We start from the raw sequence: 26,671 nt of genomic DNA, 5'->3' as shown, positions 1-26,671 counted from the left end.
AAATTCGTTTAGGGCGAACGAATTTGCAGTTAACGAATTTGCGCGAGTGTAAGCCGCGAATCGCTTCATGTCTAATCCCCACTCCATGAACGAAGCACAACCTGACGCCGACCGCGCCCAGCGCGGCATCCAGAGCATCGAGGTCGGCGGCCAGCTGCTGCGCGCGCTGGTGCACCACGGCCGGCCGATGGCGCTCAAGGACCTGGCGCGCGAGGCCGACATGACGCCCGCCAAGGCCCATCCCTACATGGTGAGCTTCGGCCGGCTGGGGCTGATCGAGCAGGACCGCGCGAGCGGCCACTATCTGCTCGGCCCGCTGGCGCTGCAACTGGGCCTGATCAGCCTGCAGCAGGCCGACCCGGTGCACATCGCGACCCCGGCCATCGCCCAGCTCGCGCAGCAGACCGGCCACACCATCGCGCTGGCGGTCTGGGGCGCGCGCGGCGCGACCATCGTGCGCACGGCCGAATCGCCCTCGCCGGTGCACGTCAACATGCGCCACGGCACGGTGTTCTCGCTGACCAACACGGCCTCGGGCCGGGTGTTCGCGGCCTACCTCGACGCCGAGCGCGTGCGCGAACTGCTCGAGGCCGAGCGCCTGCGCCAGAAGCAGCGCAAGGCCGAGCCCGCGCCGCCGGCCGGCATGCCGCCGGTGCAGCCGCTGCCTTCGTGGGCCGATTTCGAGCGCCAGCTGCAGGAAGTGCGCGCGCACGGCATCAGCCGTTCCGACGGCGAGGTGATCGAGGGCGTGAGCGCCATGGCCGCGCCGGTGTTCGACCACACGGGCGCGATCGTGCTCGCGATCACCGCCATCGGCCCGGCCGGCATCTTCGACACGACCTGGGACGGCGCCATCGGCACCGCGCTCAAGGGCTGCGCCGACGCGGTGTCGCAACGGCTGGGGGCGAGCCGCCGATGAACGCCTCGCACGCCATGGCCGCGGGCCTCCAGGCCCTCTCGCTGTCCGTTTCCCTCGCCTTCGCCGGCGCTGCCGCCGCGGCCGACGACGGCCCCTGGCCCACCGCGGGCTGGACCGTCGCCACGCCCGCCTCGCAGGGCATGGACCCGGCCGAGCTCGCGCGGCTGGTCGAGCTCGGCGCCACCCACCAGCTCGACAGCCTGCTGGTGGTGCGCCACGGCCGCATCGTGGTGGAGGCCTACTACGCGCCGTTCCGCCCCGGCCTGCGCCACGCGGTCAACTCGGTCACCAAGGCCGTGATGGGCACGCTCGCGGGCATCGCCATCGAGGAAGGCAAGCTGCGCCTCGGCGACCCGGTGTTCGACGGCGATACCGATCCCCGGCGCGCCGCGGTCACGGTCGCGCACCTGCTCGACATGACCTCGGGCATCGACTGGACCGAGCCGCTCAACGACCGCGGCAAGCCGGTCTCGCTGATCGAGATGGAGCGTTCGCGCGACTGGGCCGCCTACGTGCGCGGCCGCCCGATGGCGCAGGCGCCCGGCGCGGGCTTCAACTACAACAGCGGCAACTCGCAGCTGCTGTCGGCCCTGCTCGCGCGGCGCACCGGCGGCGACCTGCAGGCCTATGCCACCGAGCGCCTGTTCAAGCCGCTGGGCATCGCCGACCTGCGCTGGCGCCAGGACCCGCAGGGCGTGCCCGTGGGCGGCTTCGGCCTGGCGCTGCAGCCGCGCGACATGGCGAAGATCGGCCAGCTCTACCTGCGCGGCGGCCGCTGGGAAGACCGCCAGCTGGTGCCGGCCGCCTGGGTCGCGAAGAACCTCGCGGCCACGGTCGAGATGAAGGACCTCGGCACGCCGGGCTTCTTCTACGCCAACGGCTGGTGGACCCTGCCCGCGCGCCGCATCTACATGGCCATGGGCCACAACGGCCAGGGCATCGTGGTGCTGCCCGAGGCCGACGCGGTGGCGGTGTTCACGAGCACGCGCGCGGCGCCGGTGCCGCTCTTGATCGAGCGCATCCTGCGGTCGGTCAAGGCCGGCGGTGTCGTCGCCGACGATGCCGCGGCCCAGGCCGCGCTCGAGGCCGCGGTGGCGAAGGCCACGGCCGAGAAGCCCTCCGAGGTCGGCCCGGTGCCCGACGCGGCGCAGCGCCTCGCGGGCCGCACCTGGCGCTTCGGCACCAATCCGATCGGGCTGCGCAGCCTGCGGCTCGAGCTCGATCCCGCGAACCCGCGCTACGAGGTCGTGACCGCCGCGCGCCGCCCCGGCGGTGCCGACGAGCGCTTCACCGCGCCGATCGGCCTCGATGGCCTGTTCCGCACCAGCCCCGCGGGCGGCCCGATGCCGGTGGTCGCCACCCGGGGCCGCTGGAGCGATGCGCGCAGCTTCGACGTGGAGGCACGCATCCTCGGCGAACCGCTGCGCACCCGCTACCTGCTGCGGCTGCGCGAAGATGGCGCCGAGGGCATCGACCTCGTCTTTTCCAACTCCTATGGCTTCCAGGCCGAGATGCGCGGGGAGACCGCGCCATGACAATGAATTCTTCCTTCGCCAGGCTGTGGCTCTGGATCTTCGGCATCGGCTACGCCGTGTTCGTCGGGCTGCTGCTGCAGACCCTCTTCACGCCCGCGCCCTATGGCGACCTCGCGCGCATCGGGCGCATCTCCGACCATGACTTCGGCTGGCGCATCGACCCGCCGCGCGTCGACCCGGCGCTGCTGCGCGGCGCGCCGGTCGCACAGGCCGACATCCTGGTCATCGGCGACAGCTTCTCGGCCACGCACCGCTGGCAGTCGCAGCTCGCCAAGGCCGGCTACAGCGTCGCCACCACCTACTGGCAGGACATCGACGAGACGCTGTGCGACGACTTCGACCACTGGCTCGAAGCCGGCGGCTTTCGCGGCAAGCTGGTGATCATCGAGAGCGTGGAGCGGATCGTCGATTTCCGCCTCGAGCGCTCGCGGGACTGCCGGCAGATGAAGAAGCCGCTGGTCGCCAAGCCCGAGGTGCCGTCGCCGCCGCTCGACCACGTGCCGGGCTTCGCGCTCAACTGGGAGGGCCAGATCTACGCCGGCTTCCTCACGCAGCGCTGCACGCGCGCAGCCATCGCCGGCAAGAAGCGCAGCGGCTGCGACCAGCAGACGCATGCGCGCGCCGTGGCCGACGGCTGCGCGCTGTTCAGCAACCGGCGCTGCGAGATGGCGCTGTTCCTGGCCCAGGACGAGGCCAGCCACGAACTCACGGCCGCGCACGCCGCGCAGCTGCAGGCTTTCGGCAAGGCGCGCGGCACGGTGCCGATCCTCTGGATGATCGTGCCCGACAAGACCACCACCTACCTCAAGCCCGCGCATTCGCGGGACTTCGTGAAGGCCTTCGGCGACGCCGGGCTCGGCCCCGACCTGTTCGCGTTCGCGCAGCAGCAGAAGACCGCGATGCGCGACTTCTACATGCCCAACGACACCCACATCTCGATGCAGGGGCAGCTGGTGCTGGGCGACCGCATGGTGCAGGCGGTGAAGGAGAAGCTGGCCGCGCCGCGCGGGGGCTGAGGCCGTTCAGCCCTTGCGGCCGCCGAACAGCACCAGCACCCCGCCCACCACGATCGCCGCGACGCCGGCCCAGGCCGGGAAGTTCACGGTCTGCTTCTCTTTCACCGACAGCTCGATCGGCCCGAGCTTGGCCTGGTGCGTCTCGCGCGTGAAGCTGAAGCCGCCGAGGCCCAGCCCGGCGATGCCGGCGACGATCAGGATGATGCCGACGATGCGGGTGGCGTTCATGGTGCGTGTCTCCGTCCGTGGGCCGATGCGGGGTGCCGCGGCTGGCGGCAGCTTACTACCGCGGCTGCTGCTGTTGCTGCTGGTCCACCCACTGCACGATCTCGGCGATCGCCGCGTCGCTGGCCGCGGCCAGCGCCTTGACGCCGCCCGGTGCATCGGCGCTCGGCGCGGGCCGGCGCACGGTGATCAGCTTCTGGCCCATCACGCGGTCGCCGCCGGTGCCGCTGCGCACGAGCGTGACGCGCAGCCGCACCAGGCCCACGCTCGCGCCGGGCGATTCGAAGTAGTGGCTGAACTCGTCGAGCGACAGGCGCAGCGTGTCGGGCACGCGGCCCTCGGTGCGCGCGATGGTCGCGCTCTCCTCGGGGCCGAGCACGGTGCGGCGCTCGGCCAGCGTGTCGCGCAGCCGCTGGCGCAGCAGCTGCGCGGGCGACAGGCTCCAGCGCGACTGGCCGTAGGGCTTGAGTTCGTTGGCGTCGGCATAGCCGAGCCGGTAGAGGATCTGCGTGCCGTCGAGCCGCGGATTGGCCTCGATCTCGGGCAGCGCGATCATGGCCTGCGCCGCCGGCGCGCTGCTCGCCTGCTGCGCCGCCATCGGCCCCGGACCGAAGTCGTAGAGCGTGGCGCGCTGGGGCTTGTCGGGCAGCGCGCCGCAGCCGGCCAGCAGCAGCGCGAGGCCAAGGCCGAAAGCGAGAAGGGGATGCGTGGCGTTCTTCATGGTCGTTGTCCTGCCATCGTGGATGCAGTGGCCGCTCAGGGCCTGGCGCCGCTGCCCGAGGCGGGCGGCGGCGAAAAGCCCGGCTCGCCCGGTCCGGCCGCCGCGCCGCCGTTGCCGAACAGCAGCGATTGCGGGTTGTCGTTGATGCTGTCGGCGGCGCGGCCGAGCCGGCGCACCGCGTGCGAGGTGTCGTCGGCCACGCGGTTCACGCGCGGCAGCGTGGCGGCATTGAAGGAATCGACCGCCTGCGCCAGCGCCTTGGTGCCGTCGCCCAGGCGCTGCACCGGACCGTCGGGCGCATTGAGCCGGGTCACGGTGCCGTTGAAGTTGTTCGCCACGCGCGAGACGTCGCCCGCGGCCTTCTTCACCGAATCGAGCGTGTCGGGCAGCCGCTGCAGCACGGGGGCGACGCCGGTCTTCACGGTGCCGTCGAGGCGCAGCATCAGCTGGTTGGCGCTCGAGGTCGCGGCCGCGATGTTCTCGAGCGCGTCGGCCACGCGCTTCTGGTTGTCGTCGTTGAGCAGGCGGTTGGCGCGCTTCGTCACCTCCTCGACCTGGTTGATGATCGCCTCGCCGCGGTCCTGCAGCTGGGCCAGCATCGAGGGCTTGAGCGGGATGCGCGGCGGATCGCCGTTGTCGGGCTTGAGCGCGACGTTCGATTCGCCCTTGTCGTCCAGCGCGATGAAGGCCAGGCCGGTCACGCCCTGGTAGCTCAGCGTGGCGAAGCTCGAGGTGGTCAGCGGCACGCGCTCGTCGACCGTGATGCGCACGCGCACGTTGCCCTTCACCTTGGGGTCGAAGTCGATCAGCGTCACCTTGCCGACCGCGATGCCGCGGTAGCGCACCATCGCCTGCGGCTGCAGGCCGCTGACCGCGTCGCGCGTGGAGAGCTCGTAGATGTTGCGCACGGTGTTGTCGCGCGTGAACCAGACCACCAGCCCCACGAGCACGGCGAGCAGGCCGAGCACGAAGGCACCGGCGGCGAGGGCATGGGCTTTGTTTTCCATGGACTACCTTTCGGCGCCGCCGGCCTCGGGCCGCGGCGCATGTCGTTCGGGGGCGGGTCGGTCGTGCAGCGCCTCCAGGGCGCGTTGGCCGCGCCCACCGAGAAAGTACTCGTGGATGAAGGGATGCGGGTAGGCGATCACCTCGCGCGCGGTGCCGCTGGCGATGACCTTCTGGTCGGCCAGCACCGCGATGCGGGTGCTCAGGTCGAACAGCGTGTCGAGGTCGTGCGTGACCATCACCACCGTGAGGCCGAGCTCGCGGTGCAGCCCGCGCAGCAGGTCGCAGAAGCTGTCGGAGGCCTCGGGGTCGAGGCCGGCCGTGGGTTCGTCGAGCAGCAGCAGCGGCGGGTCCATGATCAGCGCGCGCGCCAGCGCCACGCGCTTGATCATGCCGCCCGACAGGTCGGCCGGGCTGCGGTTCGCATGGCGCGGCTCCAGGCCCACCATCTGCAGCTTGACCAGCGCCGCGTTGCGGATCAGCTCGTCGGGCAGCAGCTTGAGCTCGCGCAGCGGAAAGGCGATGTTCTCGAGCACGCTGAAGGCCGAGAACAGCGCGCCGTGCTGGAACAGCATGCCGACGTTGGCCGCGCCCGCCGCGCTGAGTTCGCCGGGCGCCTGGCCCAGCACCTCGACCGTGCCCTTCGAGGGCTTCTCGAGCCCGAGGATCTGGCGCAGCAGCACCGTCTTGCCGGTGCCCGAGCCGCCGACCAGCGACAGCACCTCGCCGCGCGCGATGCGCAGGTCGAGGTCGCGGTGCACCACCTGCTCGCCGTCGGTGTTCTTGAACACCGTCCACAGCCGGCGGATGTCGACCACGGTCTCGGGCGCGGCGGAAGAGGGCGTGGCCTGCGCGTTCATCCGCGGAACCCGATGCCCTTGAACAGCACGGCGAACAGCGCGTCGACCAGGATCACCGCGGTGATCGAGGTCACGACCGACGAGGTGGTGCCGCGCCCCAGGCTCTCGGTGTTGGGCTTGACCTTCATGCCGAAGTAGCAGCCGATCAGCGCGATCAGGATGCCGAACACCGCCGACTTGGCGGTGGCCAGCCAGAGGTTGGCGATCGGCACCGCGCGCGGCAGCGCCGAGAGGAAATAGGCCGGCGAGATGTCGAGCGCCGCGTCGGCCGCGAGCATGCCGCCCAGCAGCGCCGCCATCGAGGTCCACAGGCTGATCAGCGGCATCGCGATGGCGAGCGCCAGCACGCGCGGCATCACCAGCCGGAAGCCGTGCGGGATGCCCATCACGCGCATCGCGTCGAGCTCCTCGGTCACGCGCATCACGCCGATCTGCGCCGTGATTGCCGAGCCCGAGCGGCCCGCGATCAGCACCGCCGCGAGCACCGGACCGAGTTCGCGCACCAGCGACAGGCCGAGGATGTTGACCACGAAGGTCTCGGCGCCGTACTGGCGCAGTTGCTGCGAGATCAGGTAGGCCAGCACCACGCCGATCAGCAGGCCGACCAGCGCCGTGATGTGCAGCGCCGTCGCGCCGAACTGGTAGAGATGGCCCGAGAAGTCGCGCCAGGGCCCGCGGTGCGGCGCCGCCAGCAGCCTGCCGACGTCGATCGTGAGCTGGCCGATCAGGCCGACGAAGTCGCGCGTCACGCCCATCGCGCGCGGGCCGTTGTGCGAGAAGTCGCGCAGCCGCTCGACCAGCGTCTTCGGCGGTTCCTCGGGCGTGCCGACGGTGTATTGCGCCACCTGGTCGAGCACCGCCTTGTGCTGCGGCGCCAGCTCGAGCGTGGCGGGCCAGTCGTGGCGCCAGCGCTCCCACAGCAGCTGCGCGCCGATGTGGTCGAGCTGCGCGATCGGACGCAGGTCCCAGGCCGCGTCGTCCTGTTTGGGCAGCGCGTCCAGGCTCTTCGCGAGCGCCTGCCAGTCGGAGGCCGAGGACATCGCCAGCGTGGTCCAGCGGCCGCTTGCCACGATCCAGCGCCGGCCGTCCTGTTCGCGCGACTCGATGCGGGGTCTCGCGGCGACGTCGGCTGCAGCGGGGCTGTCGGCAGGCGGCGTGGTGGAGGGCATGGTCCGGGGGAGCGGGTGGGAAGAGGAGGAGGAAGGGCGAGCGGAACGAACCAAAGGTTTCAAAATGCAGCGCGCATCGTAACCGTAGGCCCTGGGGCGTCATGTGCGACCGAACCCTCGATTACGTAGGGAAGCACGCCGTTTTTCCTGAGGCCTTTCTTAACTTTTCGTGAAACCGTTCGGGGCGCGCAGCAGGGTCATTCATACCTTCTCAGGTCCAGGCACGCGTCAGCGCATCCCAGGCGCTCGCGATCACCGGCTCGTTGCGCCGCGCCGCCAGCGACACGAAGCGCAGCGCGCAGTCGAGTTGCACCCGGTCGGCCAGCACCAGCCCGTGGGCCTGGCTCTCGCGGATCGCGATCGAGTCGCGCAGCAGGCTCAGGCCCACGCCCGACTTCAGCAGGTCGAGCATCGAGGCCTCCTGGTCGACCAGCGCCACGCGGCGCGGCGCCAGCCCCAGCGGTCCGAACACGCGCTCGAGCAGCCGGTGGTGCGCCGATTCGGGCGGTGTCGCGAGCCAGGGCAGCGCCGCCAGCGCCTTCCAGTCGCGCCCCGTCACCTGCGGTCCCCAGCCGGCCGGCGCCACCACGCGGTAGGTGAAGCGCGTGAGGGTGCGCGCGGCCAGCGCGGCATCGCCGCCGTCCGCATCGCCATCCGCATCGAGATGGAAGCCCACGTCGAGCTCGCCGCGCAGCACCTGCGCCAGCACCGTGCCGCTCATGCCGTGGCGCAGCTCGGTCTCGATCTGCGGCGCCGACTCGACCAGCTCGCGCAGGAACATGCCCAGGCGCGTGAATTCGGGGTCGAGGATGGTGCCGATGCGCAGCGCGCCGCGCACCGTCGACTGCAGGTTGCGCGCCGCCTGCTGCAGGTCGCCCACCGCGGCCAGCACGCGCTCGGCCTGCGGCAGCAGCGCCGCGCCGTCGGCCGTGAGCGCCAGCCCGTGCGGCGTGCGCGTGAACAGCTGCAGGCCGGTGTCCTCGGCCAGGCGCTTGAGCTGCAGGCTCACGGCGGGCTGCGTGAGGTGCAGCCTGGCGGCGGCGCGCGAGACGCTGCCTTCGCGCGCGGCCAGCACGAAGGCGCGCAGAATTTGCAGGTCCATCGCGGCGGCAGTCATATAAATCGGATTTATACGCCATCTGATTCGATTTCATTGGCATTCCGGGCGTGGATTGGGCCAAATCGGGCGCAGCGGCTTAGCGCCGACCCATGAGTGCGGAAAATATCGATGACGGAGACAAGCCCCTTGAGCAACGACACCACCTTCGACTACATCGTCATCGGCGCCGGCACCGCCGGCGCGCTGCTCGCGAACCGGCTCAGCGCCGACAAGGACAAGCGCGTGCTGCTGGTCGAGGCCGGCCGCAAGGACGACTACCACTGGATCCACATCCCGGTGGGCTACCTCTACTGCATCGGCAATCCGCGCACCGACTGGCTCTACAGCACCGAGCCCGACGCCGGCCTCAACGGCCGCGTGCTGCGCTATCCGCGCGGCAAGACGCTGGGCGGCTGCTCGAGCATCAACGGCATGATCTACATGCGCGGCCAGTCGCGCGACTACGAGCAATGGGCCGCGCTCACCGGCGACGAGGACTGGCGCTGGCAGAACGTGCTGCCGGCCTTCAAGAAGCACGAGGACTTCTACCTCGGCGCCGACGAGATGCACGGCGCGGGCGGCGAATGGCGGGTCGAGAAGCAGCGGCTGCGCTGGGACATCCTCGACGCCTTCGCGGCCGCCGCGGTCGAGGCCGGCGTGCCGCACACCACCGACTTCAACCGCGGCAGCAACGAGGGCGTGGGCTACTTCCAGGTCAACCAGAAGAACGGCTGGCGCTGGAACACGGCCAAGGCCTTCCTGCGGCCCACCTGCTACGGCCGGCCCAACTTCGAACTCTGGACCGGCGCGCAGGTCTCGAAGCTGGTGATCGAGCGGCTCGCCGACGGCACGCAGCGCTGCACCGGTGCCCGGATCTGGAACGGCCACGAGATGGTGACGGCGCACGCCACGCGCGAGGTGATCCTGAGCGCGGGCAGCATCGGCTCGCCGCAGATCCTGCAGCTCTCGGGCATCGGCCCGGCCGAGCTGCTGCGCCAGCACGGCATCGAGGTGGTGGTCGACGCGCCCGGCGTCGGCGCCAACCTGCAGGACCACCTGCAGATCCGCGCGGTCTACAAGATCGACGGCGCGCCCACGCTCAACGTGCTGGCCTCGTCGATGGTCGGCAAGGCGCGCATCGGCCTCGAGTACCTGCTCAGCCGCAGCGGCCCGATGAGCATGGCGCCCTCGCAGCTCGGCGCCTTCACGCGCAGCTCGAGCGACCGCGAGTGGCCCAACATCCAGTACCACGTGCAGCCGCTGTCGCTCGATGCCTTCGGCGAGCCGCTGCACGCCTTCCCGGCCTTCACCGCGAGCGTGTGCAATCTCAACCCGACCAGCCGCGGCACGGTGCGCATCCGCTCGAAGCGCTTCGAGGACGCGCCCGCGATCGCGCCCAACTACCTGAGCACCGACGCCGATCGCAAGGTGGCGGCCGACTCGCTGCGCGTGACGCGCCGCATCGCCGAGCAGCCCGCGCTCGCCAAGTACAAGCCGCAGGAATGGAAGCCCGGCGTGCAGTACCAGAGCGACGAGGACCTCGCGCGCCTGGCCGGCGACATCGCGACCACCATCTTCCATCCGGTGGGCACCACCAAGATGGGCGCCGACAACGATCCGATGGCGGTGCTCGACGCGCGGCTGCGCGTGCGCGGCGTGCAGGGGCTGCGCGTGGTCGATGCGGGCGCGATGCCCACGATCACGAGCGGCAACACCAACAGTCCGACCTTGATGATGGCGGAGAAGGCGGCGGGCTGGATTCGCGCCGAGGCGCGCTGAAGAGCCTCAGCGCCGCGGCGCCGGATCGCGCCGTTTCGCCTGCGGGGCCTGGGCCGCCAGGCGCACCTTCGCGCCCTCGAGCATCAGGTCCACGCCGATCTCGAACAGCGCATCGGGCCCCGCCGCCCGGTAGGTCGCGAACGCCTCCGCCAGCAGCGGCCGCGAGGCCGCGGCGGCATCGAGCGTCTGCTGCTGCATCGCGGCGTCGGCCGGCGTCGCCTGCTGCTCGAGCACGCAGCCCACGGTGTAGCGGCCCAGCGCGATCAGCAGGGTCATCGCCTGCGCGGGCGGCACGCCCAGGCGCACCACGGCCGCGAGCTGGGCCTCGACCATGTCGAGGTCGCCCGGGTCGGGCTCGGAGCCCGCATGCAGGCGCGCGCCGTCGCGCCGCGCCAGCAGCGCGCGCCGGAAGCTGCGCGCGTTCTCGCGCAGGAAGCTCTCCCACGACTCGTCGGGCAGCGGCAGCTTGCGGTGATGGCTGCGGCGCAGGATCTCGCCGTTCATCGCGTCGAGCAGCGCGCGCTTGTTCTTGAAGTGCCAGTAGAGGGCGGGCTGCTGCACGCCGAGCCGCTCGGCCAGCAGCCGGGTGCTGAGCTTGTCCATGCCGACCTCGTCGAGCAGCGCGAGCGCCGCCTGGAGGATCACGTCGCGGTCCAGTTTCATTCAGTTGTCGTGCTTGCCGGGTGTCGATCCGGGAGGGTACTTCACGGCTCGGAATTTATCGCTGATAATTCCTTATCAACGATAAATTAGCCATGTCTTCCATTTCCATTCCATTCGCCGGAAACCGCCACGCGCAAGCGGTGATCCTCGCGATCGTCACGCTCGACGCCATCGGCATCAGCCTCGTCATGCCGATCGTGCCCAGCCTGCTGCGCGAGGTCGGCCACAGCGGCGAGCTCGGCTGGCACTTCGGCGCCTTCCTCTCGCTCTACGCGCTGATGCAGTTCCTCTGCGCGCCCGTGCTCGGCGCGCTCAGCGACCGTTTCGGCCGCCGGCCGGTGCTGCTGATCTCGGTGCTGGGCGCGGCGATCGACGCGCTGTTCATGGCCTTCGCGCCCTCGCTGTGGCTGCTGTTCGTGGGCCGCGCGATCGCCGGCATGACGGGCGCGAGCATGGCCGTGGCCTCGGCCGCCATCGCCGACCTCACGCCCGAGCACCAGCGCGCGCGCTGGTTCGGCCGCATGGGCGCCTGCTTCGGGCTGGGCTTCATCGCCGGGCCGGCGCTCGGCGGCGTGCTCGGCGACCACGGCGTGCGCCTGCCCTTCATCGCGGCGGCCGTGCTCAACGGCCTGACCTTCCTGGTCGGCCTGCTGGTGCTGCGCGAATCGCGGCCGCCGGCGCTCGCCTCGCAGCCCTTCGACCGCGGCGTGCTGCATCCGCTCGCGCCGCTGCGCTGGGCCGCGAGCTTTCCGGCGCTGCTGCCGGTGCTCGGCGTGTTCCTCGTGCTGGTGCTGGTGGGCGAGGTCGCGGGCACGACCTGGGTGCTCTACGGCGAGGACCGCTACGCCTGGAACGCCAGCATGGTCGGCATCTCGCTCGCGGTCTTCGGCCTGCTGCAGGCGCTGGTGCAGGGCTTCGTCGCCGGGCCGCTGGTCGAGCGCTGGGGCGAGCGCACGGCGATCGCGGTCGGCACCATCGCCGACGGCACCGGCTATGCGCTGATCGCCTTCGCCTCGCACGGCTGGATGGTGCTGGCGCTGCTGCCCTTCCTGTGCCTGGGCGGCATCTGCGCGCCCGCGCTGCAGTCCACGCTGTCGGCGCGCGTGGGCGAGGCCCAGCAGGGGCGGCTGCAGGGCGTGCTCGCGAGCATCGCCAGCCTGGCCTCGGTGTTCGGCCCGCTGCTGATCAGTCCGCTGTACTTCGCGTTCCGCGCGCGCTTCCCGGGCATCGTGTGGCTGGCCGGCGCGGTGCTCTACCTGCTGTGCCTGCCGGTGCTCCTGCGCCGCACGCGCTGAGCACCCGCGCCAGCGCGGTCACTTCTCGATCGACTTGTTCCAGCGCGCGTTCCAGGCCGGCCGGTTGGCGTTGATGCTCTCCCAGTCGATGGTGATCGCGGTCTTCATCCACTGGTTGATCTCGGCCACCTGCGTCGCGCCCTCGCCCACGGCCGGGGCCTTGGGATTGGTCGGGATCTGCGCGCCGTACTGCAGCACGTTGGCCTGCGCCAGCGGGCTCAGCAGGAACTCGGCGAGCTTCTGCGACAGCTCGGGCTCGCTGTTGTTGGCGATCACGCACTGGCCCACCATCAGCACCACCGCGCCTTCCTTGGGCGGCGCGTATTCCACCGGGATGCCCTTGACCTTGAGCGCGGCCACGGCCGTCGGCGTGAGCGGGAAGATCGCGGCCTCGCCGGTCTGCACCATCTCCGAGAGCTTGGCCGAGCTCGGGATGTACTCGAGCACGTTCGGGCCGATGGTGGTGGGCCAGGCCTTGAAGCCGGGCTCCACGTTCTTGTCGTTGCCGCCCTGGATGCGGTTGAACATCAGGAAGCCGTGCAGCCCGAAGGACGAGGACGACATCGACTGGAACACCACCTTGCCCTTGAACTTCGGATCGGCCAGGTCCATCCACGAGGTGGGCGCGGCCCAGCCCTTCTCCTTGAACATCTTCGCGTTGTAGGCCAGGCCGGTCATGCCCAGGCTCACGCCGCTGGCCATGTCGTCCTTGAAGCGCGCGGCCGGGTAGATCTCGGCCAGCGAGGGATTGGGCTTCTGCTTCTGGCACAGGCCCATGCCGATGGCGCGCACCATGATCCCGTCGTCGAGGAACATCACGTGCATCTGCGGCCGGTCCTTGTTGGCCTGCGCCTTGGCGAGGATGTCGGAGGAGGTGCCGGGCACCACCACCACCTTCGCGCCGTAGAGCTTCTCGAAGGCCGGGAAGACGTACTGCGTGTACGCCTTCTCCATCGTGCCGCCGTTCATGCCGATGTAGAGCGTCTTCGTCTGCGCGTGGACCGCGCCGCCGAAGCCCGCGAGGGCGGCCACCGCGGTGGCGGCGAAGGTGAGGAAAAAGGAAGTGCGGTCGCGTCGTGCCATGGTGGGACTCTCCGTTCAGTGTCGAGGGTGGATCTGCGGTTGCGGTGGGTTGCTCTTGTCGTGTTCAGTGCGAGGCCGATGCGGCGGCTTCGACGGGCCGCTCGGCCTTCGCGTCGCGAAAGAAGCGCTCGATCGCGAAGGCCTCGATCGGCGTGGTGCTGCGGCCATCGCGCGCCAGCTCGGCCAGCACCTCGCCCGCGGCCGGGCCGATCTGGAAGCCTGCGCCCGCGAAGCCGAAGCCATGGAACAGGCCGGGCGTGGTGCGGCTCGGCCCCAGCACCGGCTGGCGGTCGGGCAGGTAGCCCTCGGTGCCGCTCCAGGTGCGGATGAAATGCGCATGCGCGAGCCGCGGCAGCAGCTCGATCGCCTGCGCCGACAGCGTGGCGATGGCGTCGCGCTCGGAGCGCGCGCGCTCGGCATCGAGGCCGATGCCGGCGCCGCCGCCGAGCACCAGGTTGCCGCGCGTGACCTGGCGGCAGTAGATGCCGCCGCCCTCGACGCCGAGGCTCCAGTCCATGAAGAAGGGCAGCGGCTCGGTCACCGCCATCGCGGGATGGCCCGACTGCAGCGGCACGGCCTCGCCGAAGTGGGTGGCGATCGGGCCCGACCAGGCGCCCGCGCAGTTCAGCAGCACCGGCGAGCGCACCTCGAGCGTGCCCTCGGCATGCGTGGCGCGCAGCCGGAACAGCGTGCCGTCGTGCGCGACCTCGTCGACGCGGTGGCGCTCGAGCACCTGCGCGCCCGCCTGGCGCGCCGCGAGCGCGAAGGCCGGCGACACCAGCCGCGGATTGGCCTGCCCGTCCTCGATGCACAGCGAGCCGCCGAGCGCGCGCGCGCCGAGCCAGGGGCAGTGCTCGCGCAGCCGCGCGCCCGTCACCAGCTCGAGCCCGAGGTCGAAGCCGGCATCGCGCACGCTCGCGCGGTAGCGCTCGAGCGCGGCCATGTCGTCCTCGCTGCGGCCGATCTTGAAATGACCCGAGCGCTGGTACTCGCCCTCGGTGCCGATCAGTTCGCCGAGACGGCCCCAGATGCGGTGCGCGCGCTGCGCCAGCGGCAGCTGGCTCAAGGGCCGGCCCTGGCGCCGCACGCCGCCGTAGTTGACGCCGCTGGAGCGCGAGCCGCAGAGGTCGCGCTCGAGCAGCACCACGTCCAGGCCCATGCGCCGCAGCGCGAGCGCGGCCGACGAACCGACGATGCCGCCGCCGACGATCGCCACGTCGCAGCGCAGGGTGCGGGTGGTGCTCATGCGCTAACTCCATCGGCGGGGGCCTGCGTGACGAGCCGGATCGGTATCGGCTTGACCGGCGCCTGCCCGCGCAGCCGGCCGACCTGCGCGAGCGGCTGGCCGGTCGCGTGCGCGAGGATCTCGGCCGCGGCCACGCCGCACATGCGGCCCTGGCAACGGCCCATGCCCACGCGCGACAGCGCCTTGAGGCGGTTGAGCTCGTCGGCGCCATTGACGGCGACGGTCTGGCGCAGCGTGCCGGCCGTGACGTTCTCGCAGCGGCAGACGACGAGCTCGTCGGGTGCGTTGGCGGCCCAGTCCCGCGGCAGCGGAAACGCGCGTTCGAGCCCGCGGCGAAAGCCCGTCAGCGCATCGAGCTTGCGTTCGAGCATCGCGGCGCGCGCGCCATCGACCGCCACGCCCTGGTCCGCGAGCAGCGCGAGCGCCGCGCGTTCGCCGGCCCACTCGGCCGCGTCGGCGCCCATGATGCCGGCGCCATCGCCCGCGAGGTACACGCCCGCCACGCTCGAACGGCCCGCCGCGTCGCGCACCGGCAGGTGGGCGCGATGCATCGGCGCGAATTCGAAGCGGCAACCCAGCAGGTCGGCGAGCTGGGTCTCGGAGCGCAGCGCATAGCCGAAGCCGACGGCATCGCAATCGATGCGGCGCTCCTCGCGGCCGTCGTGCCAGGCGACACCGGTGACGCGGCTCGCGGCATCGTCGCCAATCACGCGCAACGGCCGCACGCCGCCATGCAGCGGCACGCCATGCGCGCGCAGCCAGGCGACGAAATAGACGCCCTTCGCGAGCACCGCCGGTTGCCGCAGCATCGCGGGCGTGGCCGCGACCTGGTCTGCGAGGCGCGCGGTGTCGAGCACGGCCGCGACCTGCGCACCGGCCTTCGCATACTGGTAGGCCACCAGGTAGAGCAGCGGCCCCGTGCCCATGAACACCACGCGCTGCCCGATGGCACAGCCCTGGAACTTGAGCGCCACCTGCGCGCCGCCGAGCGTGTAGACGCCGGGCAGGGTCCAGCCCGGCAGCGGCAGCACGCGGTCGGTGGCGCCAGTGGCCACGATCAGCGGGCCGTGCGGCAGGCGCGCGGTGCTGCGCGTCGGGCCGTGCAGCACGTCGAGCACGCCGCCCTGTGCGTTCCACACCAGGCTGTCGGGCCGGTAGTCGATGCGATCGCGCAGGCCGTCGAAGGCCGCGTGCACCGCGTTCGCACGCGCGGCCTCGAAGCCGTAGAGCGTGGCCGCCGCGCGTTCGACGAAGTTGGCGGGCGGGCGGCGGTAGATCTGTCCGCCGGCGCGCGCGGCCTCGTCGATGACGATCGGGCGCAGGCCATGCGCGACCAGCGCCTGGGCCGCGCGCACGCCGGCCGGTCCGGCGCCGACGATCACGGGAGGAAGTGCCGTCGTCGTCATGCCTTGCCCCGCCCGGTGACCAGCGCCATGCCCGGCGCGATGAAGGTGGAGCAGGCGCGCAGCCGTTCGCCCTCGGCGGTCGCGATCCAGCAGTCCTGGCAGGCGCCCATCATGCAGAAGCCCGCGCGCGGCGCGTCGCTGAATTCGTTGTTGCGCAGCTGGGCGGCCTGCGTGAGCACGGCGGTCAGCACCGTGTCGCCGGCCAGCGCCGACGCGGGCGCGCCGTCGAGCGTGAAGGGCACCGTGGCGCGGCCGGTCTCGGCCACGCGGTGCAGCAATGCGTGGGTCGCCATCTACTTGCGCCCCACCAGCACGCGGTCCAGGCCATAGAGCCGGTCGAGCACCACCATCGCGACGGCCGTCACCGCCACCATCAGTGCCGACACCGCGGCCATCAGCGGGTCGATCGATTCGGTGGCGTACATGTACATGCGCACCGGCAGCGTCACCGTGCTCGGCGAGGTGACGAAGATCGACATCGTCACTTCGTCGAAGCTGTTGATGAAGGCCAGCATCCAGCCGCCCGTGACGCCCGGCAGGATCATCGGCAGCGTGATGCGGCGGAACACCGTGGCCTGGCTCGCGCCCAGCGAGAGCGCGGCCTGCTCGGCGCTGCGGTCGAAGCCCACCAGCGCCGCCACCACCAGCCGCAGCGTGTAGGGCGTGACGATCAGCGCATGCGCCATCACCAGCCAGCCGAAGCTGCCGGTGCCGCCCACCAGCGCGAACAGCCGCAGCAGCGCGACGCCGAGCACCAGGTGCGGAATGATCAGCGGCGACAGGAACAGGCCGTTGAGGAAGTCGCGGCCCGGAAAGTCGTAGCGCGTGATCGCCATGCCGGCCGGCACCGCGAGCAGCGTCGCGATGGTGGCCGCGCTCAGCGCGAGCCACAGGCTGTTCCAGAACGACTGCATGAAGTCGGGATGCGCGAACACCGCCTCGAACCAGCGCAGCGAGAAGTGCGTGGTCGGGATGGTCAGCGTGTTCTCGGGCGTGAACGCGACGATGCACACCACCAGCAGCGGGGCCAGCATGAAGGCGATGACGAGCGCGTTAAACGCGAGGGCGATGGGGCCGTTCCTGCTCATGCGATCACCCCAGGGCCTTCTTGTAGCGGCCTTCCACGAGCCGGTTGTAGCTGAGCATCACCACGAGGTTGGCCACCAGCAGCGTGAGCGCCACCGCCGCGCCGAGCGGCCAGTTGAGCTCGCTCAGGTACTCGTCGTAGACCACGGTCGCGACCATCTTGAGCCGGCGCCCGCCGAGCAGGCCGGGGATCGCGAACGAGCTCGCCGCGAGGCCGAACACGATCAGGCTGCCCGAGAGGATGCCGGGCATCACCTGCGGCAGCACGATGCGGCGCAGGGTGGTGAAGGGCGTGGCATTGAGCGAGAGGGCCGCGTTCTCCACGCCGGGATCGAGCTTCTGCAGCGAGGTCCAGACCGGGATCACCATGAAGGGCAGCATCACGTGCACCAGCGCGATCACCACGGCCGCGCTGGTGTAGAGGATCTTCACCGGGCCGATGCCTACCAGTTGCAGCAGCGCGTTGACCGCGCCCTCGGGGCCCAGCAGCATGCTCCAGCCGAAGGCGCGCACCACCACCGACACCAGCAGCGGCGCCAGCACCACGAGCAGCAGCACCGAGCGCCAGGGGTTGCGCATGCGGCTCAGCACATAGGCCTCGGGCGCGCCGATCAGCACGCAGATCAGCGTGACCAGCGCCGAGATCCAGAAGGTGCGCCAGAAGATGCCGTGGTAGTAGTCGTCGCCGAACACCTGCGCGTAGTGCGCGAGCGTGAACTCGCCGGTGCGCGGGCCGCTGGCCGGGTCGTAGACGTTGAAGGACAGCACGGCCGTGAGCAGCAGCGGCACCACGAGCAGCGCGATGAACAGCGCCAGCGCGGGACCCGAGAGCCACCAGGGCGTGGCCTTGCGAGAGGTGCCGCTCATGCCGCCACCGCCTCGTCGTCGCGCAACAGGCGCGTGCAGTGCGCGGGCCAGTCGATGCCGGCCGCGTCGCCCTCGGCCAGCGCGGCGCGGCCGTCGTTGGGGCTCAGCACCATCAGCTCGCCGGCCGGCGTGGCGAGCCGGTAGAGCCACTGGCTGCCGAGGAAGAAGCGTTCCTGCACCGTGCCGTCGAGCCGGCCGCTGCCCGCGGGCACCAGCTGCAGCTTTTCGGGGCGCACGCTCATCAGCACGGCGGCGCCGCTGTCGTAGCCGCCTTCGCCAACTTCGACCGCGAGCGGCCCGACCGCCACGTTGCAGCTGCCGGTGCCGCAAGCCGTGACCCGGCCCGGCAGCAGGTTGGCCTTGCCCACGAAGGTCGAGATGAAGCGCGTGCTCGGATGCTCGTAGACGCGGTGCGGATGGTCGATCTGCGTCGCGCGGCCTCCTTCCATCACCACCACGCGGTCGCTGATCGACATCGCCTCGCTCTGGTCGTGCGTGACCATCACCGTGGTGGTGCCGACCTTGCGCTGGATCTGGCGCAGCTCGAACTGCATCTCCTCGCGCAGCTTGGCGTCGAGGTTCGACAACGGCTCGTCGAGCAGCAGCACCGGCGGCTCGATCACCAGCGCGCGCGCCAGCGCCACGCGCTGCCGCTGGCCGCCCGAGAGCTCGCGCGGGTAGCGCGCGGCATGCGCCTCGAGGTGCACCAGCGCCAGCGCCTGCTGCACGCGTTCGCGGCGTTCGGCCTTCGGCATCTTGCGCATCTCGAGGCCGAAGCTCACGTTGTCGGCCACCGTCATGTGCGGAAACAGCGCATAGCTCTGGAACACGATGCCCAGGCCGCGCGTGTTGGCCTTGGCATGCGTGATGTCCTGGCCCGCGAGTTCGATGCGGCCGCTGGTCACGGCCTCGAAGCCCGCGATCATCTGCAGCGTGGTGGTCTTGCCGCAGCCCGAGGGGCCGAGCAGCGAGACGAACTCGCCCTTCTCGACCGTGAGGTTCATGGCCGTCACCGCGCGGGTGCTGCCATAGGACTTGGACACGTCGCTGAGCCGCAGGAATGACATGGAACGCCTTTCGTCGGAGATCGGAATCCACGGCCGGCGCGCCTGCGCCGTGGCCATGAATGCGTGAGTGCTTTCGATTCACTCTATTGCAACGATCGCGCCAGACCGCCACGGGTATTCCATTAATCAGAATATTTCTTCAATTTATTCCGTTCAATGGAATATGATGACCCAGGCAAGATCGACGTATTCCAAGGAAACGGGACATGGAAACCACAACCGCGGCCAGCGGCGGCGTGCCGCGCATCTTTTCGGTGATCCGGGCGCTCGGCGTGGTGCAGGCCGAGGGCGGCCGCGTCACCCAGATCGCGCGCGCCGTCGGCCTCACGCAGGCCACCACGCACCGCCTGCTGCAGTCGCTGATGGCCGAGGGCGTGGTCGAGCAGGACGAGCGCAGCAAGCTGTACCGGCTGAGCATCGAGTTCTTCGCGCTCGCGGCCAACGCCGGCAATCCCGGCGACCTGCGCACCCTGTGCCGGCCCGCGCTGCTGCGCCTGTGCGCGAGCCTGGGCGACAGCATCTTCCTGCTGGTGCGCAGCGGCTTCGACGCCGTGTGCCTCGACCGCAGCGAGGGCCCGTTCCCGATCCGCTCGTTCACCGGCGACATCGGCGGGCGCATCGCGCTCGGCGTGGGGCAGGGCGCGCTCGCGATCCTGGCCTTCCTGCCCGAGGGCGAGCGCGAGGAGGTGATCCGCTTCAACCTCTCGCGCGTGCGCGAGTACGGCGTGTACGACGAGGTCTACCTGCGCACCGAGATCGAGCGCGTGCGCCAGAGCGGCTTCGCGGGCCGCAACACCGGCCTGCTCGAGGGCATGGCCGGCGTGGCCGTGCCCATCCTCGACCGCGAGGGCCGCGCCGTGGCCGCGCTGAGCGTGGGCACCATCGCCGACCGCCTCAACGCCGACCGGCTGCCGACCGTGGTCGACCTGCTGCAGCGCGAGGCGGTGGCGATCGGGCCGAGGATCAATCCCTTCGATGCTTCGCTGCGCCGGCCGGCGCAGAGCCTGGCGGGGTCGCCGGCGGGGCAGAAGATCACTGCTTGAGCTTGCGGTCCTCGTTCTTCGCTTCCTGCATCGCCTCGGGCTCCAGTTCCTCGGCGTAGCGGTTGAGCCGGATGAAGAGGCCCCAGCCGGCCATCATCAGCCCGACCGCGCCCAGCATGGCGGCCGCGTGCAGCATCAGCTCCGGCGCCTCGCGCGCCTTGAAGGTCGCGACCAGCCCTTCGACCGCGACGGCCACCACGATCACCACCATGAAGCGCGACAGGAAGCGCCGCACCCGGGTCGGCGCGCCGATGTGGGCGTCGCGCACCACCTCCTCTTCGACCACGGTCTGGGAGATCTGCAGCGCCACGACGGCGGCCGCGAGCAGGCCCACCGCCTCGATGATCGCCTCGGCCGCCGGCAGGTCGAGGTCGTGCACGACCGCGCCCCAGCCGGCGCGCGCCGCGATCACGATCAGAACCAGCGACGCGATGGCGAAGGCGAGCGCCATCAGCGCATGGACCGCGGCATAGAGGGTGTGGATCAGCTTCATGGCAGGGGCGGCGAAGTGAGGGTGCCGCATCGTCGGCGCCGGGCACGGATCGGTGCGTAGGCGCGCGAGCCGTTTCGAGGAACGCGCGCGGCGGGTGATGCCTGCGCGGAGTCAGACGGCCGAGTTCCTTCGCCAAACGCATCAAGTCCTTCCATATTTTCACTAGCCAACCCCGCCCACTTCGCAGATATTGGCGCGGTTCCCCCGACCCCGGTCGCCTTCCTTCTTCTTTCTTCCCGACTCCCCCGCGGAGCGCGCCCATGTCCGAAGTCCACACCTCCGTCTCCCTGCCCTCCGAAGTCGAACAACTGCTCCAGCGCCTGGGCGTGCCGCGCGAGTCCCACGTCGGTGGCGCGCTGACGGTGCGCTCGCCGCTCACGGGCGAGGTGATCGCGCAGGTCGCGCAGACCACGCCGGCCGCGGCCACCGACACCATCGCGCGCGCGCATGCGGCCTTCAAGGCCTGGCGCGCGGTGCCGGCGCCGCGGCGCGGCGAACTGGTGCGGCTGCTCGGCGAGGAGCTGCGCGCGGCCAAGCGCGACCTCGGTCGGCTGGTCACGCTCGAGGCCGGCAAGGTGCCGTCCGAAGGCGCGGGCGAGGTGCAGGAAATGATCGACATCTGCGACTTCGCGGTCGGCCTGTCGCGCCAGCTCTACGGCCTCACGCTGGCCACCGAGCGCGCCGAGCACCGGATGATGGAAACCTGGCATCCGCTGGGCGTGTGCGGCGTGATCTCGGCCTTCAACTTCCCGGTCGCGGTGTGGTCGTGGAACGCGGCGCTGGCGCTGGTGTGCGGCGACCCGGTGGTGTGGAAGCCGTCCGAGAAGACGCCGCTGACCGCGCTCGCGGTGCATGCGATCGCCGCGCGCGCCATCGAGCGCTTCGGCGCCGACGCGCCCGAAGGCCTGCTCGGCCTGCTGCTGGGCCAGCGCGACATCGGCGAGCTGCTGGTCGACGACCACCGCGTGGCGGTGCTGTCGGCCACCGGTTCCACCGCGATGGGCCGCCAGGTCGGTCCCAAGCTCGCGGCCCGCTTCGCGCGCGCCATCCTCGAACTCGGCGGCAACAACGCGGCCATCGTCACGCCTTCGGCCGACCTCGATCTCACGTTGCGCGCGATCGCCTTCGCCGCCATGGGCACGGCGGGCCAGCGCTGCACCACGCTGCGTCGGCTGTTCGTGCACGAGAGCGTGTACGACAAGCTGGTGCCGCGCCTCGTCAAGGTGTATGGCGGCGTGAAGGTCGGCGATCCGCGCGAGGCCGGCACGCTGGTCGGTCCGCTGATCGACCGCGCGGCCTTCGAGGGTATGCAGAAGGCGCTCGACGAGAGCCGCGATGCCGGCGCGATCGTGCATGGCGGCGGCCGCGTCGACGGTATCGGCGGTGCCGAGGCCTACTACGCGCGCCCGGCGCTGGTCGAGCTCAAGGCGCATGCCGGCGCGGTGCTGCGCGAGACCTTCGCGCCGATCCTCTACGTGGTGCGCTATGCCTCGCTCGACGAGGCGATCGAGCAGCACAACGCGGTGGGCGCGGGCCTGTCGTCGTCGATCTTCACGCTCGACATGCGCGAGGCCGAGCGCTTCCTCTCGTGCGCCGGTTCCGACTGCGGCATCGCCAACGTCAACATCGGCCCGAGCGGCGCCGAGATCGGCGGTGCCTTCGGCGGCGAGAAGGAAACCGGCGGCGGCCGCGAGGCCGGCTCCGACAGCTGGAAGGCCTACATGCGCCGTGCGACCAACACCATCAACTATTCGACGGCACTGCCTCTCGCACAGGGCGTGACCTTCGACATCGGCGACTGATTTCCCGCGACGCAGACATCGGCCGCGGCGGCGCATGAGCGTCGCCGCGGGCGGATGCCTGCGCGAGCGCCTGACCCATCACCACAACGACGAGGAGACGACGACATGAACTTCATTCCATCCCTGCATCCGCTCAAGGCCGCGGCCGCCACGCTGTTGCTGGCCCTGGCCGCCACGGCCGGCGCGCAGCAACCGGCGCCCGCGGGCACGCTCGAGAAGATCGCCGCCAGCGGCAAGGCGGTGCTCGGCGTGCGCGAGGCCTCGCCGCCCATGGCCTACATGCTGGGCGCGGGCGAGAAGTACGTGGGCTACCACGTGGAGCTGTGCGAACGCGTGCTCAAGGACATCACGCCGGCCGCGAAGCTCGAGTACATGGCGGTCACGGCGCAGAACACCATCCCGCTGGTGCAGAACGGCACGCTCGACATCGGCTGCGGCCCCACCACCAACAACCTCGCGCGCCAGCAGCAGGTGGCCTTCGCGCTCACCACCTACGTGAGCGAGGTGCGCATGGCCACGCGCGTCGACTCGGGCATCACCACGCTCGACCAGCTCGCGGGCCGCACCGTGTCGGCCTCCACCGGCACGACGGCGGTGCAGCTGCTGCGCAAGCGCGAGCGCAGCAACAACGTGAGCATCAACACCATGCTCGGCAAGGATCACCTCGAGAGCTTCCTGCTGATGGAGTCGGGCCGCGCCGATGCCTTCGTGCTCGACGACAACCTGCTGGCCGGGATCATCGCGAACTCGAAGAACCCGACGGCCTACCGCATCGTCGGCGAGCCGTTGGGCTCGGAGCCGATCGCGCTGTTGTTCCGCAAGGACGACCCGGCCTTCAAGTCGGCGGTCGATGGCGCGCTGCGCCGCCTCATGAAGAGCGGCGAGCTCGAGCGCATCTACACCAAGTGGTTCGTGGCGCCGATCCCGCCGAAGAACACCAGCTTGAACCTGCCGATGAGCGCGATGCTCAAGCAGCTGGTGCTCGAGCCCAACGACAAGCCGCTGGAGAGCTACGCCAAGTGAGTCCCGCTACCGCCGCATCTTCTTCCTCCTCGAACTTCGTGCCGGCGCAGCGCGTGCGCGCGCTCGGCGTGTCGGAGATCCTGCGCATCACCGACCATGCCAATGCGCTCAAACGCGCGGGCCGCCCGGTGATCGTGCTGGGCGCGGGCGAGCCCGACTTCGACACGCCCGACAACGTGCGCGCGGCCGCGGTGCGCGCCATCGGGCGCGGCGACACGCGCTACACGGTGCTCGACGGCAGCCCGGCGATGAAGGCGGCGGTGCAGCTCAAGTTCAGGCGCGACAACGCGCTGGACTTCCGCCTCGACGAGATCAGCGTGAGCGCGGGCGCCAAGCAGGTGATCTTCAACGCGCTGATGGCCAGCCTGGATCCGGGCGACGAGGTGATCCTGCCCGCGCCCTACTGGACCTCGTACGCCGACATCGTGCGCATCTGCGGCGGCGTGCCGGTTGGCGTGCCCTGCGGCGACGCGCAGGGCTTCCGGCTCGAGGCCGCGCAGCTCGAGGCGGCGATTACGCCGCGCACGCGCTGGCTGTTCCTGAACTCGCCCTCGAACCCGAGCGGCGCGGCCTACGGCGCCGACCAGCTGAAGCCGCTGTGCGAGGTGCTGCTGCGGCATCCGCGCGTGTGGGTGCTGGCCGACGACATCTACGAGCACATCCTCTACGACGGCCTGGCCTTCGCCACGCCGGCGGCGGTGGAGCCGCGGTTGCGCGAGCGCACGCTGACGATCAACGGCGTGTCGAAGGCCTATGCGATGACCGGCTGGCGCGTGGGCTACGGCGCCGGGCCGCGCGCGCTGATCGCGGCGATGGCCGTGGTGCAGAGCCAGACCACCTCGTGCCCCTCATCGGTGAGCCAGGCCGCGGCGATCGAGGCGCTGACCGGGCCGCAGCAGATCGTGGCCGAGCGGCGCGACGACTTCCAGCGCCGGCGCGACTTCGTGGTGGCCGCGCTGAGCCGCATCGACGGCCTGCATTGCCCGCGGCCCGAGGGCGCGTTCTATACCTTCGCGCGCTGCCAGGGCGTGCTGGGCCGGCGCACGCGCCGCGGCGCGCTGCTGGCCAGCGACGCGGACTTCTGCCGCTACCTGCTCGAGGACTTCGAGGTGGCGGTGGTGCCGGGCAGCGTGTTCGGGCTCGCGCCCTATTTCCGCATCTCGTACGCGACCTCGATGGCGCAGCTCGAGGAGGCCTGCGCGCGCATCGCGGCGGCCTGCGCGGCGCTCGAATGAATCCGTCCTTCTTTCTTCTTCTCCCTCGCATCGGAGCCCTCTCGTGACCCCCACCTCCCGCACCGGCGGCCAGCTCCTGGTCGACCAGCTCGTCCTGCACGGCGTCGAGCAGCTGTTCTGCGTTCCCGGCGAAAGCTTCCTCGCGGTGCTCGATGCGCTGCATGACGCCTCGATCGCCGTCACCGTCTGCCGCCAGGAAGGCGGCGCCACCATGATGGCCGAGGCGCAGGGCAAGCTCACCGGCCGGCCCGGCGTCTGCTTCGTCACGCGCGGACCGGGCGCGACCAATGCCTCGGCCGGCGTGCACATCGCGCACCAGGACTCGACGCCGCTGCTGCTGTTCGTGGGCCAGGTCGCGCGCGAGGCGCTGGGACGCGAGGCCTTCCAGGAGCTCGACTACGGCGCGGTGTTCGGCACCATGGCCAAGTGGGTGGTGCAGATCGACGACCCCGCGCGCGTGCCCGAGCTGGTGTCGCGCGCCTTCCATGTGGCGACCTCGGGCCGGCCCGGCCCGGTGGTGATCGCGCTGCCCGAGGACATGCTGACCGAGGCCGCCGCGGTGGCCGACGCGCTGCCCTACGCCGTGACCGAAACCCATCCGGGCGCGGCGCAGATCGCCGAGCTGCAGCAGCGCCTCGCGCAGGCCGAGCGGCCGGTGGTGGTGCTCGGCGGCAGCCGCTGGTCGGCCGAGGCCACGCGGCAGTTCGCCCAGTTCGCCGAGGCCCACGCGCTGCCCGTGTACTGCTCGTTCCGGCGCCAGATGCTGCTGTCGGCCGAGCATCCCTGCTACGCGGGCGACCTGGGGCTGGGCGCCAATCCGCGCATGCTGCAGCGCATCCGCGAGGCCGACCTGGTGCTGCTGGTCGGCGGCCGGCTGTCGGAGGTGCCGTCGCAGGGCTACGAGCTGCTGGCCATTCCGCAGCCCGCGCAGACGCTGATGCACGTGCATGCCGATGCCGACGAGCTCGGCAAGCTCTACCGGCCCGCGCTGGGCATCCATGCCACGCCGCGTGCCTTCGCCGAGGCGGTGGCCGGGCTGAAGCCGGCGCAGGCGCCGGCCTGGAAGTCGCGCACTGCCGAAGCGCGCGAGGAGTTCCTGCGCTGGAGCGATCCGGCGCCGATCCGCGTGCCGGGTCCGCTGCAGATGGGCGAGGTGATGCAGCACCTGCGCGAGGTGCTGCCGCACGACACCATCTTCTGCAACGGCGCGGGCAACTTCGCGACCTGGGTGCACCGCTTCTGGCCGTTCCGCGCCTTCGCGAGCCAGCTCGCGCCCACCAGCGGCTCGATGGGCTACGGCCTGCCGGCCGGGGTCGGCGCGAAGCGGCTGTGGCCGCAGCGCGAGGTGGTGGTGTTCGCGGGCGACGGCGACTTCCTGATGCACGGCCAGGAGTTCGCGACCGCGGTGCAGTACGGGCTGCCGATCCTCGTGGTGCTGCTCGACAACGCCATGTACGGCACCATCCGCATGCACCAGGAGCGCCACTACCCGGGCCGCATCAGCGCCACGCAACTGAAGAACCCCGACTTCCGCGGCTATGCCGAGGTGTTCGGCGGCCACGGCGAGCGCGTGACGAGCACCGCCGAGTTCGGCCCCGCGCTGGCGCGCGCGCGGGCCAGCGGCAAGCCCGCGATCCTGCACTGCGTGCTCGATCCGGAGGCGATCACGCCGTCGACCACGCTGCAGGCGATCCGCGATACCGCGCTCGCGAAGAGCGCCTAACGCAGGCCGCCGATGTACTTCGGCGGCGGCTGCCGCCCGCTGCCGTCGGGCAGCCGCGCCGCGGCCTCGAGCCGCGCGGCGCGCGCCAGCGGCTCCATCGCCTGCTCGAGCCGCAGCGCGATGGCCGCGAGCTCGTCGTCGTGGGTCTCGGCCGCATGCGCGCGCGCGAAGCGCACCATCTCGGTGGCGTACTCGGCATTGACGGCCATCCACTCGGTGTCGGTCACGCGGCCGTGCTTGCGGCGCAGGGCCACGTGCAGGCGCGCCGCGAGCGCGATGCGCTCGCTTTCGGACAGGACGTGGCCATCCAT

26 protein-coding genes are annotated in these 26,671 nt (G+C 71.1%); 10 read left to right on the top strand and 16 right to left on the bottom strand.

All coding sequences use genetic code 11. The annotated features are described in order from the left end of the window. Nucleotides 1-85: 85 nt before the first annotated feature. Genes BM109_RS29755 through BM109_RS29745 form a run of 3 tightly spaced genes read left to right on the top strand, consistent with a single transcriptional unit; the run spans nt 86 to nt 3,470 of the window. Entirely contained in the window at nt 86-919 is an 834-nt protein-coding gene (locus tag BM109_RS29755; protein WP_057593182.1) for an IclR family transcriptional regulator, read from the top strand. Then, nucleotides 916-2,454, top strand: coding sequence for a serine hydrolase domain-containing protein (locus BM109_RS29750; protein ID WP_093351066.1), 1,539 nt, complete (start codon nt 916-918; stop codon nt 2,452-2,454). The genes BM109_RS29755 and BM109_RS29750 overlap by 4 nt, the downstream gene beginning before the upstream one ends. Further along, a complete protein-coding gene (locus BM109_RS29745) occupies nt 2,451-3,470 on the top strand; it encodes an alginate O-acetyltransferase AlgX-related protein (protein ID WP_143129285.1) in 1,020 nt (339 codons plus the stop codon). Before BM109_RS29750 ends, BM109_RS29745 begins: the two co-directional genes overlap by 4 nt. Before the next feature lie 6 nt (nt 3,471-3,476). Here the strand turns inward: BM109_RS29745 and BM109_RS29740 are convergent, their stop codons facing one another. The 6 genes from BM109_RS29740 to BM109_RS29715 form a co-directional block, all read right to left on the bottom strand. Next, a complete protein-coding gene (locus BM109_RS29740; protein ID WP_057593185.1) occupies nt 3,477-3,698 on the bottom strand; it encodes a hypothetical protein in 222 nt (73 codons plus the stop codon). Nucleotides 3,699-3,753: 55 nt separating this feature from the next. After that, nucleotides 3,754-4,416, bottom strand: a complete 663-nt coding sequence (locus BM109_RS29735; protein WP_093351061.1) for an ABC-type transport auxiliary lipoprotein family protein — start codon at nt 4,414-4,416, stop codon at nt 3,754-3,756. 35 nt (nt 4,417-4,451) lie between these two features. Next, nucleotides 4,452-5,423, bottom strand: a complete 972-nt coding sequence (locus tag BM109_RS29730) for an MlaD family protein (RefSeq protein ID WP_093351058.1) — start codon at nt 5,421-5,423, stop codon at nt 4,452-4,454. Between the two features lie 3 nt (nt 5,424-5,426). Continuing rightward, on the bottom strand, nt 5,427-6,281 hold the full coding sequence (locus BM109_RS29725) for an ABC transporter ATP-binding protein (protein ID WP_093351056.1): 855 nt from the start codon (nt 6,279-6,281) through the stop codon (nt 5,427-5,429). Continuing rightward, nucleotides 6,278-7,450, bottom strand: a complete 1,173-nt coding sequence (locus tag BM109_RS29720; protein ID WP_093351054.1) for an MlaE family ABC transporter permease — start codon at nt 7,448-7,450, stop codon at nt 6,278-6,280. Before BM109_RS29720 ends, BM109_RS29725 begins: the two co-directional genes overlap by 4 nt. Nucleotides 7,451-7,661: 211 nt before the next feature. Further along, nucleotides 7,662-8,567 carry a LysR family transcriptional regulator gene (locus BM109_RS29715; protein ID WP_093351051.1) on the bottom strand — a complete coding sequence of 302 codons (906 nt, stop codon included), beginning with the start codon at nt 8,565-8,567 and terminating at the stop codon, nt 7,662-7,664. A 129-nt stretch (nt 8,568-8,696) separates the two neighbouring features. Here BM109_RS29715 and BM109_RS29710 point away from each other — a divergent pair, with 129 nt between their 5' ends. After that, nucleotides 8,697-10,328, top strand: a complete 1,632-nt coding sequence (locus BM109_RS29710) for a GMC family oxidoreductase (RefSeq protein ID WP_256222864.1) — start codon at nt 8,697-8,699, stop codon at nt 10,326-10,328. Between the two features lie 6 nt (nt 10,329-10,334). On the opposite strand, the gene tetR is transcribed toward BM109_RS29710, so the two are convergent. Next, the gene (gene tetR, locus BM109_RS29705; protein WP_093351046.1) at nt 10,335-10,991 is read right to left on the bottom strand and encodes a tetracycline resistance transcriptional repressor TetR; all 657 of its coding nucleotides are present in this window, start codon (nt 10,989-10,991) and stop codon (nt 10,335-10,337) included. 92 nt (nt 10,992-11,083) lie between these two features. Between tetR and tet the strand changes: the two genes are divergently transcribed. Beyond that, entirely contained in the window at nt 11,084-12,286 is a 1,203-nt protein-coding gene (tet, locus tag BM109_RS29700; protein ID WP_093351044.1) for a Tet(A)/Tet(B)/Tet(C) family tetracycline efflux MFS transporter, read from the top strand. Nucleotides 12,287-12,304: 18 nt separating this feature from the next. Here the strand turns inward: tet and BM109_RS29695 are convergent, their stop codons facing one another. The 7 genes from BM109_RS29695 to BM109_RS29665 form a co-directional block, all read right to left on the bottom strand. Further along, nucleotides 12,305-13,369, bottom strand: coding sequence for an ABC transporter substrate-binding protein (locus BM109_RS29695; RefSeq protein WP_093351041.1), 1,065 nt, complete (start codon nt 13,367-13,369; stop codon nt 12,305-12,307). Between the two features lie 64 nt (nt 13,370-13,433). Beyond that, entirely contained in the window at nt 13,434-14,615 is a 1,182-nt protein-coding gene (locus tag BM109_RS29690; protein ID WP_093351039.1) for an NAD(P)/FAD-dependent oxidoreductase, read from the bottom strand. Then, the gene (locus BM109_RS29685; RefSeq protein WP_093351036.1) at nt 14,612-16,021 is read right to left on the bottom strand and encodes an FAD/NAD(P)-dependent oxidoreductase; all 1,410 of its coding nucleotides are present in this window, start codon (nt 16,019-16,021) and stop codon (nt 14,612-14,614) included. Before BM109_RS29685 ends, BM109_RS29690 begins: the two co-directional genes overlap by 4 nt. Continuing rightward, entirely contained in the window at nt 16,018-16,314 is a 297-nt protein-coding gene (locus BM109_RS29680; RefSeq protein ID WP_093351033.1) for a (2Fe-2S)-binding protein, read from the bottom strand. The genes BM109_RS29685 and BM109_RS29680 overlap by 4 nt, the downstream gene beginning before the upstream one ends. Further along, nucleotides 16,315-17,109, bottom strand: a complete 795-nt coding sequence (locus tag BM109_RS29675) for an ABC transporter permease (RefSeq protein WP_093351031.1) — start codon at nt 17,107-17,109, stop codon at nt 16,315-16,317. It lies immediately after the preceding gene. Nucleotides 17,110-17,113: 4 nt separating this feature from the next. Further along, nucleotides 17,114-17,974 (bottom strand): ABC transporter permease, encoded by an 861-nt coding sequence (locus BM109_RS29670; protein ID WP_093351028.1) that lies wholly within the window; start codon nt 17,972-17,974, stop codon nt 17,114-17,116. Next, a complete protein-coding gene (locus tag BM109_RS29665) occupies nt 17,971-19,041 on the bottom strand; it encodes an ABC transporter ATP-binding protein (RefSeq protein WP_093351652.1) in 1,071 nt (356 codons plus the stop codon). The genes BM109_RS29670 and BM109_RS29665 overlap by 4 nt, the downstream gene beginning before the upstream one ends. Before the next feature lie 206 nt (nt 19,042-19,247). On the opposite strand from BM109_RS29665, the gene BM109_RS29660 reads away from it, so the two are divergent. Continuing rightward, nucleotides 19,248-20,084, top strand: coding sequence for an IclR family transcriptional regulator (locus tag BM109_RS29660; protein WP_057597266.1), 837 nt, complete (start codon nt 19,248-19,250; stop codon nt 20,082-20,084). Here BM109_RS29660 and BM109_RS29655 read toward each other — a convergent pair. Continuing rightward, nucleotides 20,074-20,577: a hypothetical protein gene (locus BM109_RS29655; RefSeq protein ID WP_057597265.1), complete on the bottom strand. Its 504-nt coding sequence runs from the start codon at nt 20,575-20,577 to the stop codon at nt 20,074-20,076. The two genes, BM109_RS29660 and BM109_RS29655, sit on opposite strands and share 11 nt — an antisense overlap. Nucleotides 20,578-20,837: 260 nt before the next feature. Between BM109_RS29655 and BM109_RS29650 the strand changes: the two genes are divergently transcribed. From BM109_RS29650 to BM109_RS29635, 4 genes are all read left to right on the top strand, one after another. Next, a complete protein-coding gene (locus tag BM109_RS29650) occupies nt 20,838-22,379 on the top strand; it encodes an L-piperidine-6-carboxylate dehydrogenase (RefSeq protein ID WP_093351026.1) in 1,542 nt (513 codons plus the stop codon). 105 nt (nt 22,380-22,484) lie between these two features. Continuing rightward, nucleotides 22,485-23,402 carry an amino acid ABC transporter substrate-binding protein gene (locus BM109_RS29645; protein ID WP_093351023.1) on the top strand — a complete coding sequence of 306 codons (918 nt, stop codon included), beginning with the start codon at nt 22,485-22,487 and terminating at the stop codon, nt 23,400-23,402. Continuing rightward, a complete protein-coding gene (locus BM109_RS29640) occupies nt 23,399-24,637 on the top strand; it encodes a pyridoxal phosphate-dependent aminotransferase (protein ID WP_093351020.1) in 1,239 nt (412 codons plus the stop codon). The genes BM109_RS29645 and BM109_RS29640 overlap by 4 nt, the downstream gene beginning before the upstream one ends. 43 nt (nt 24,638-24,680) lie before the next feature. After that, entirely contained in the window at nt 24,681-26,360 is a 1,680-nt protein-coding gene (locus BM109_RS29635; protein ID WP_093351017.1) for a thiamine pyrophosphate-binding protein, read from the top strand. Here BM109_RS29635 and BM109_RS29630 read toward each other — a convergent pair. Continuing rightward, nucleotides 26,357-26,671: a hypothetical protein gene (locus BM109_RS29630; protein ID WP_057597260.1), complete on the bottom strand. Its 315-nt coding sequence runs from the start codon at nt 26,669-26,671 to the stop codon at nt 26,357-26,359. The two genes, BM109_RS29635 and BM109_RS29630, sit on opposite strands and share 4 nt — an antisense overlap.

It is taken from the genome of Variovorax sp. PDC80, from assembly GCF_900115375.1.
Classification (GTDB): Bacteria; Pseudomonadota; Gammaproteobacteria; order Burkholderiales; family Burkholderiaceae_C; genus Variovorax.
This window is presented reverse-complemented; position numbering and strand designations above follow the sequence as displayed.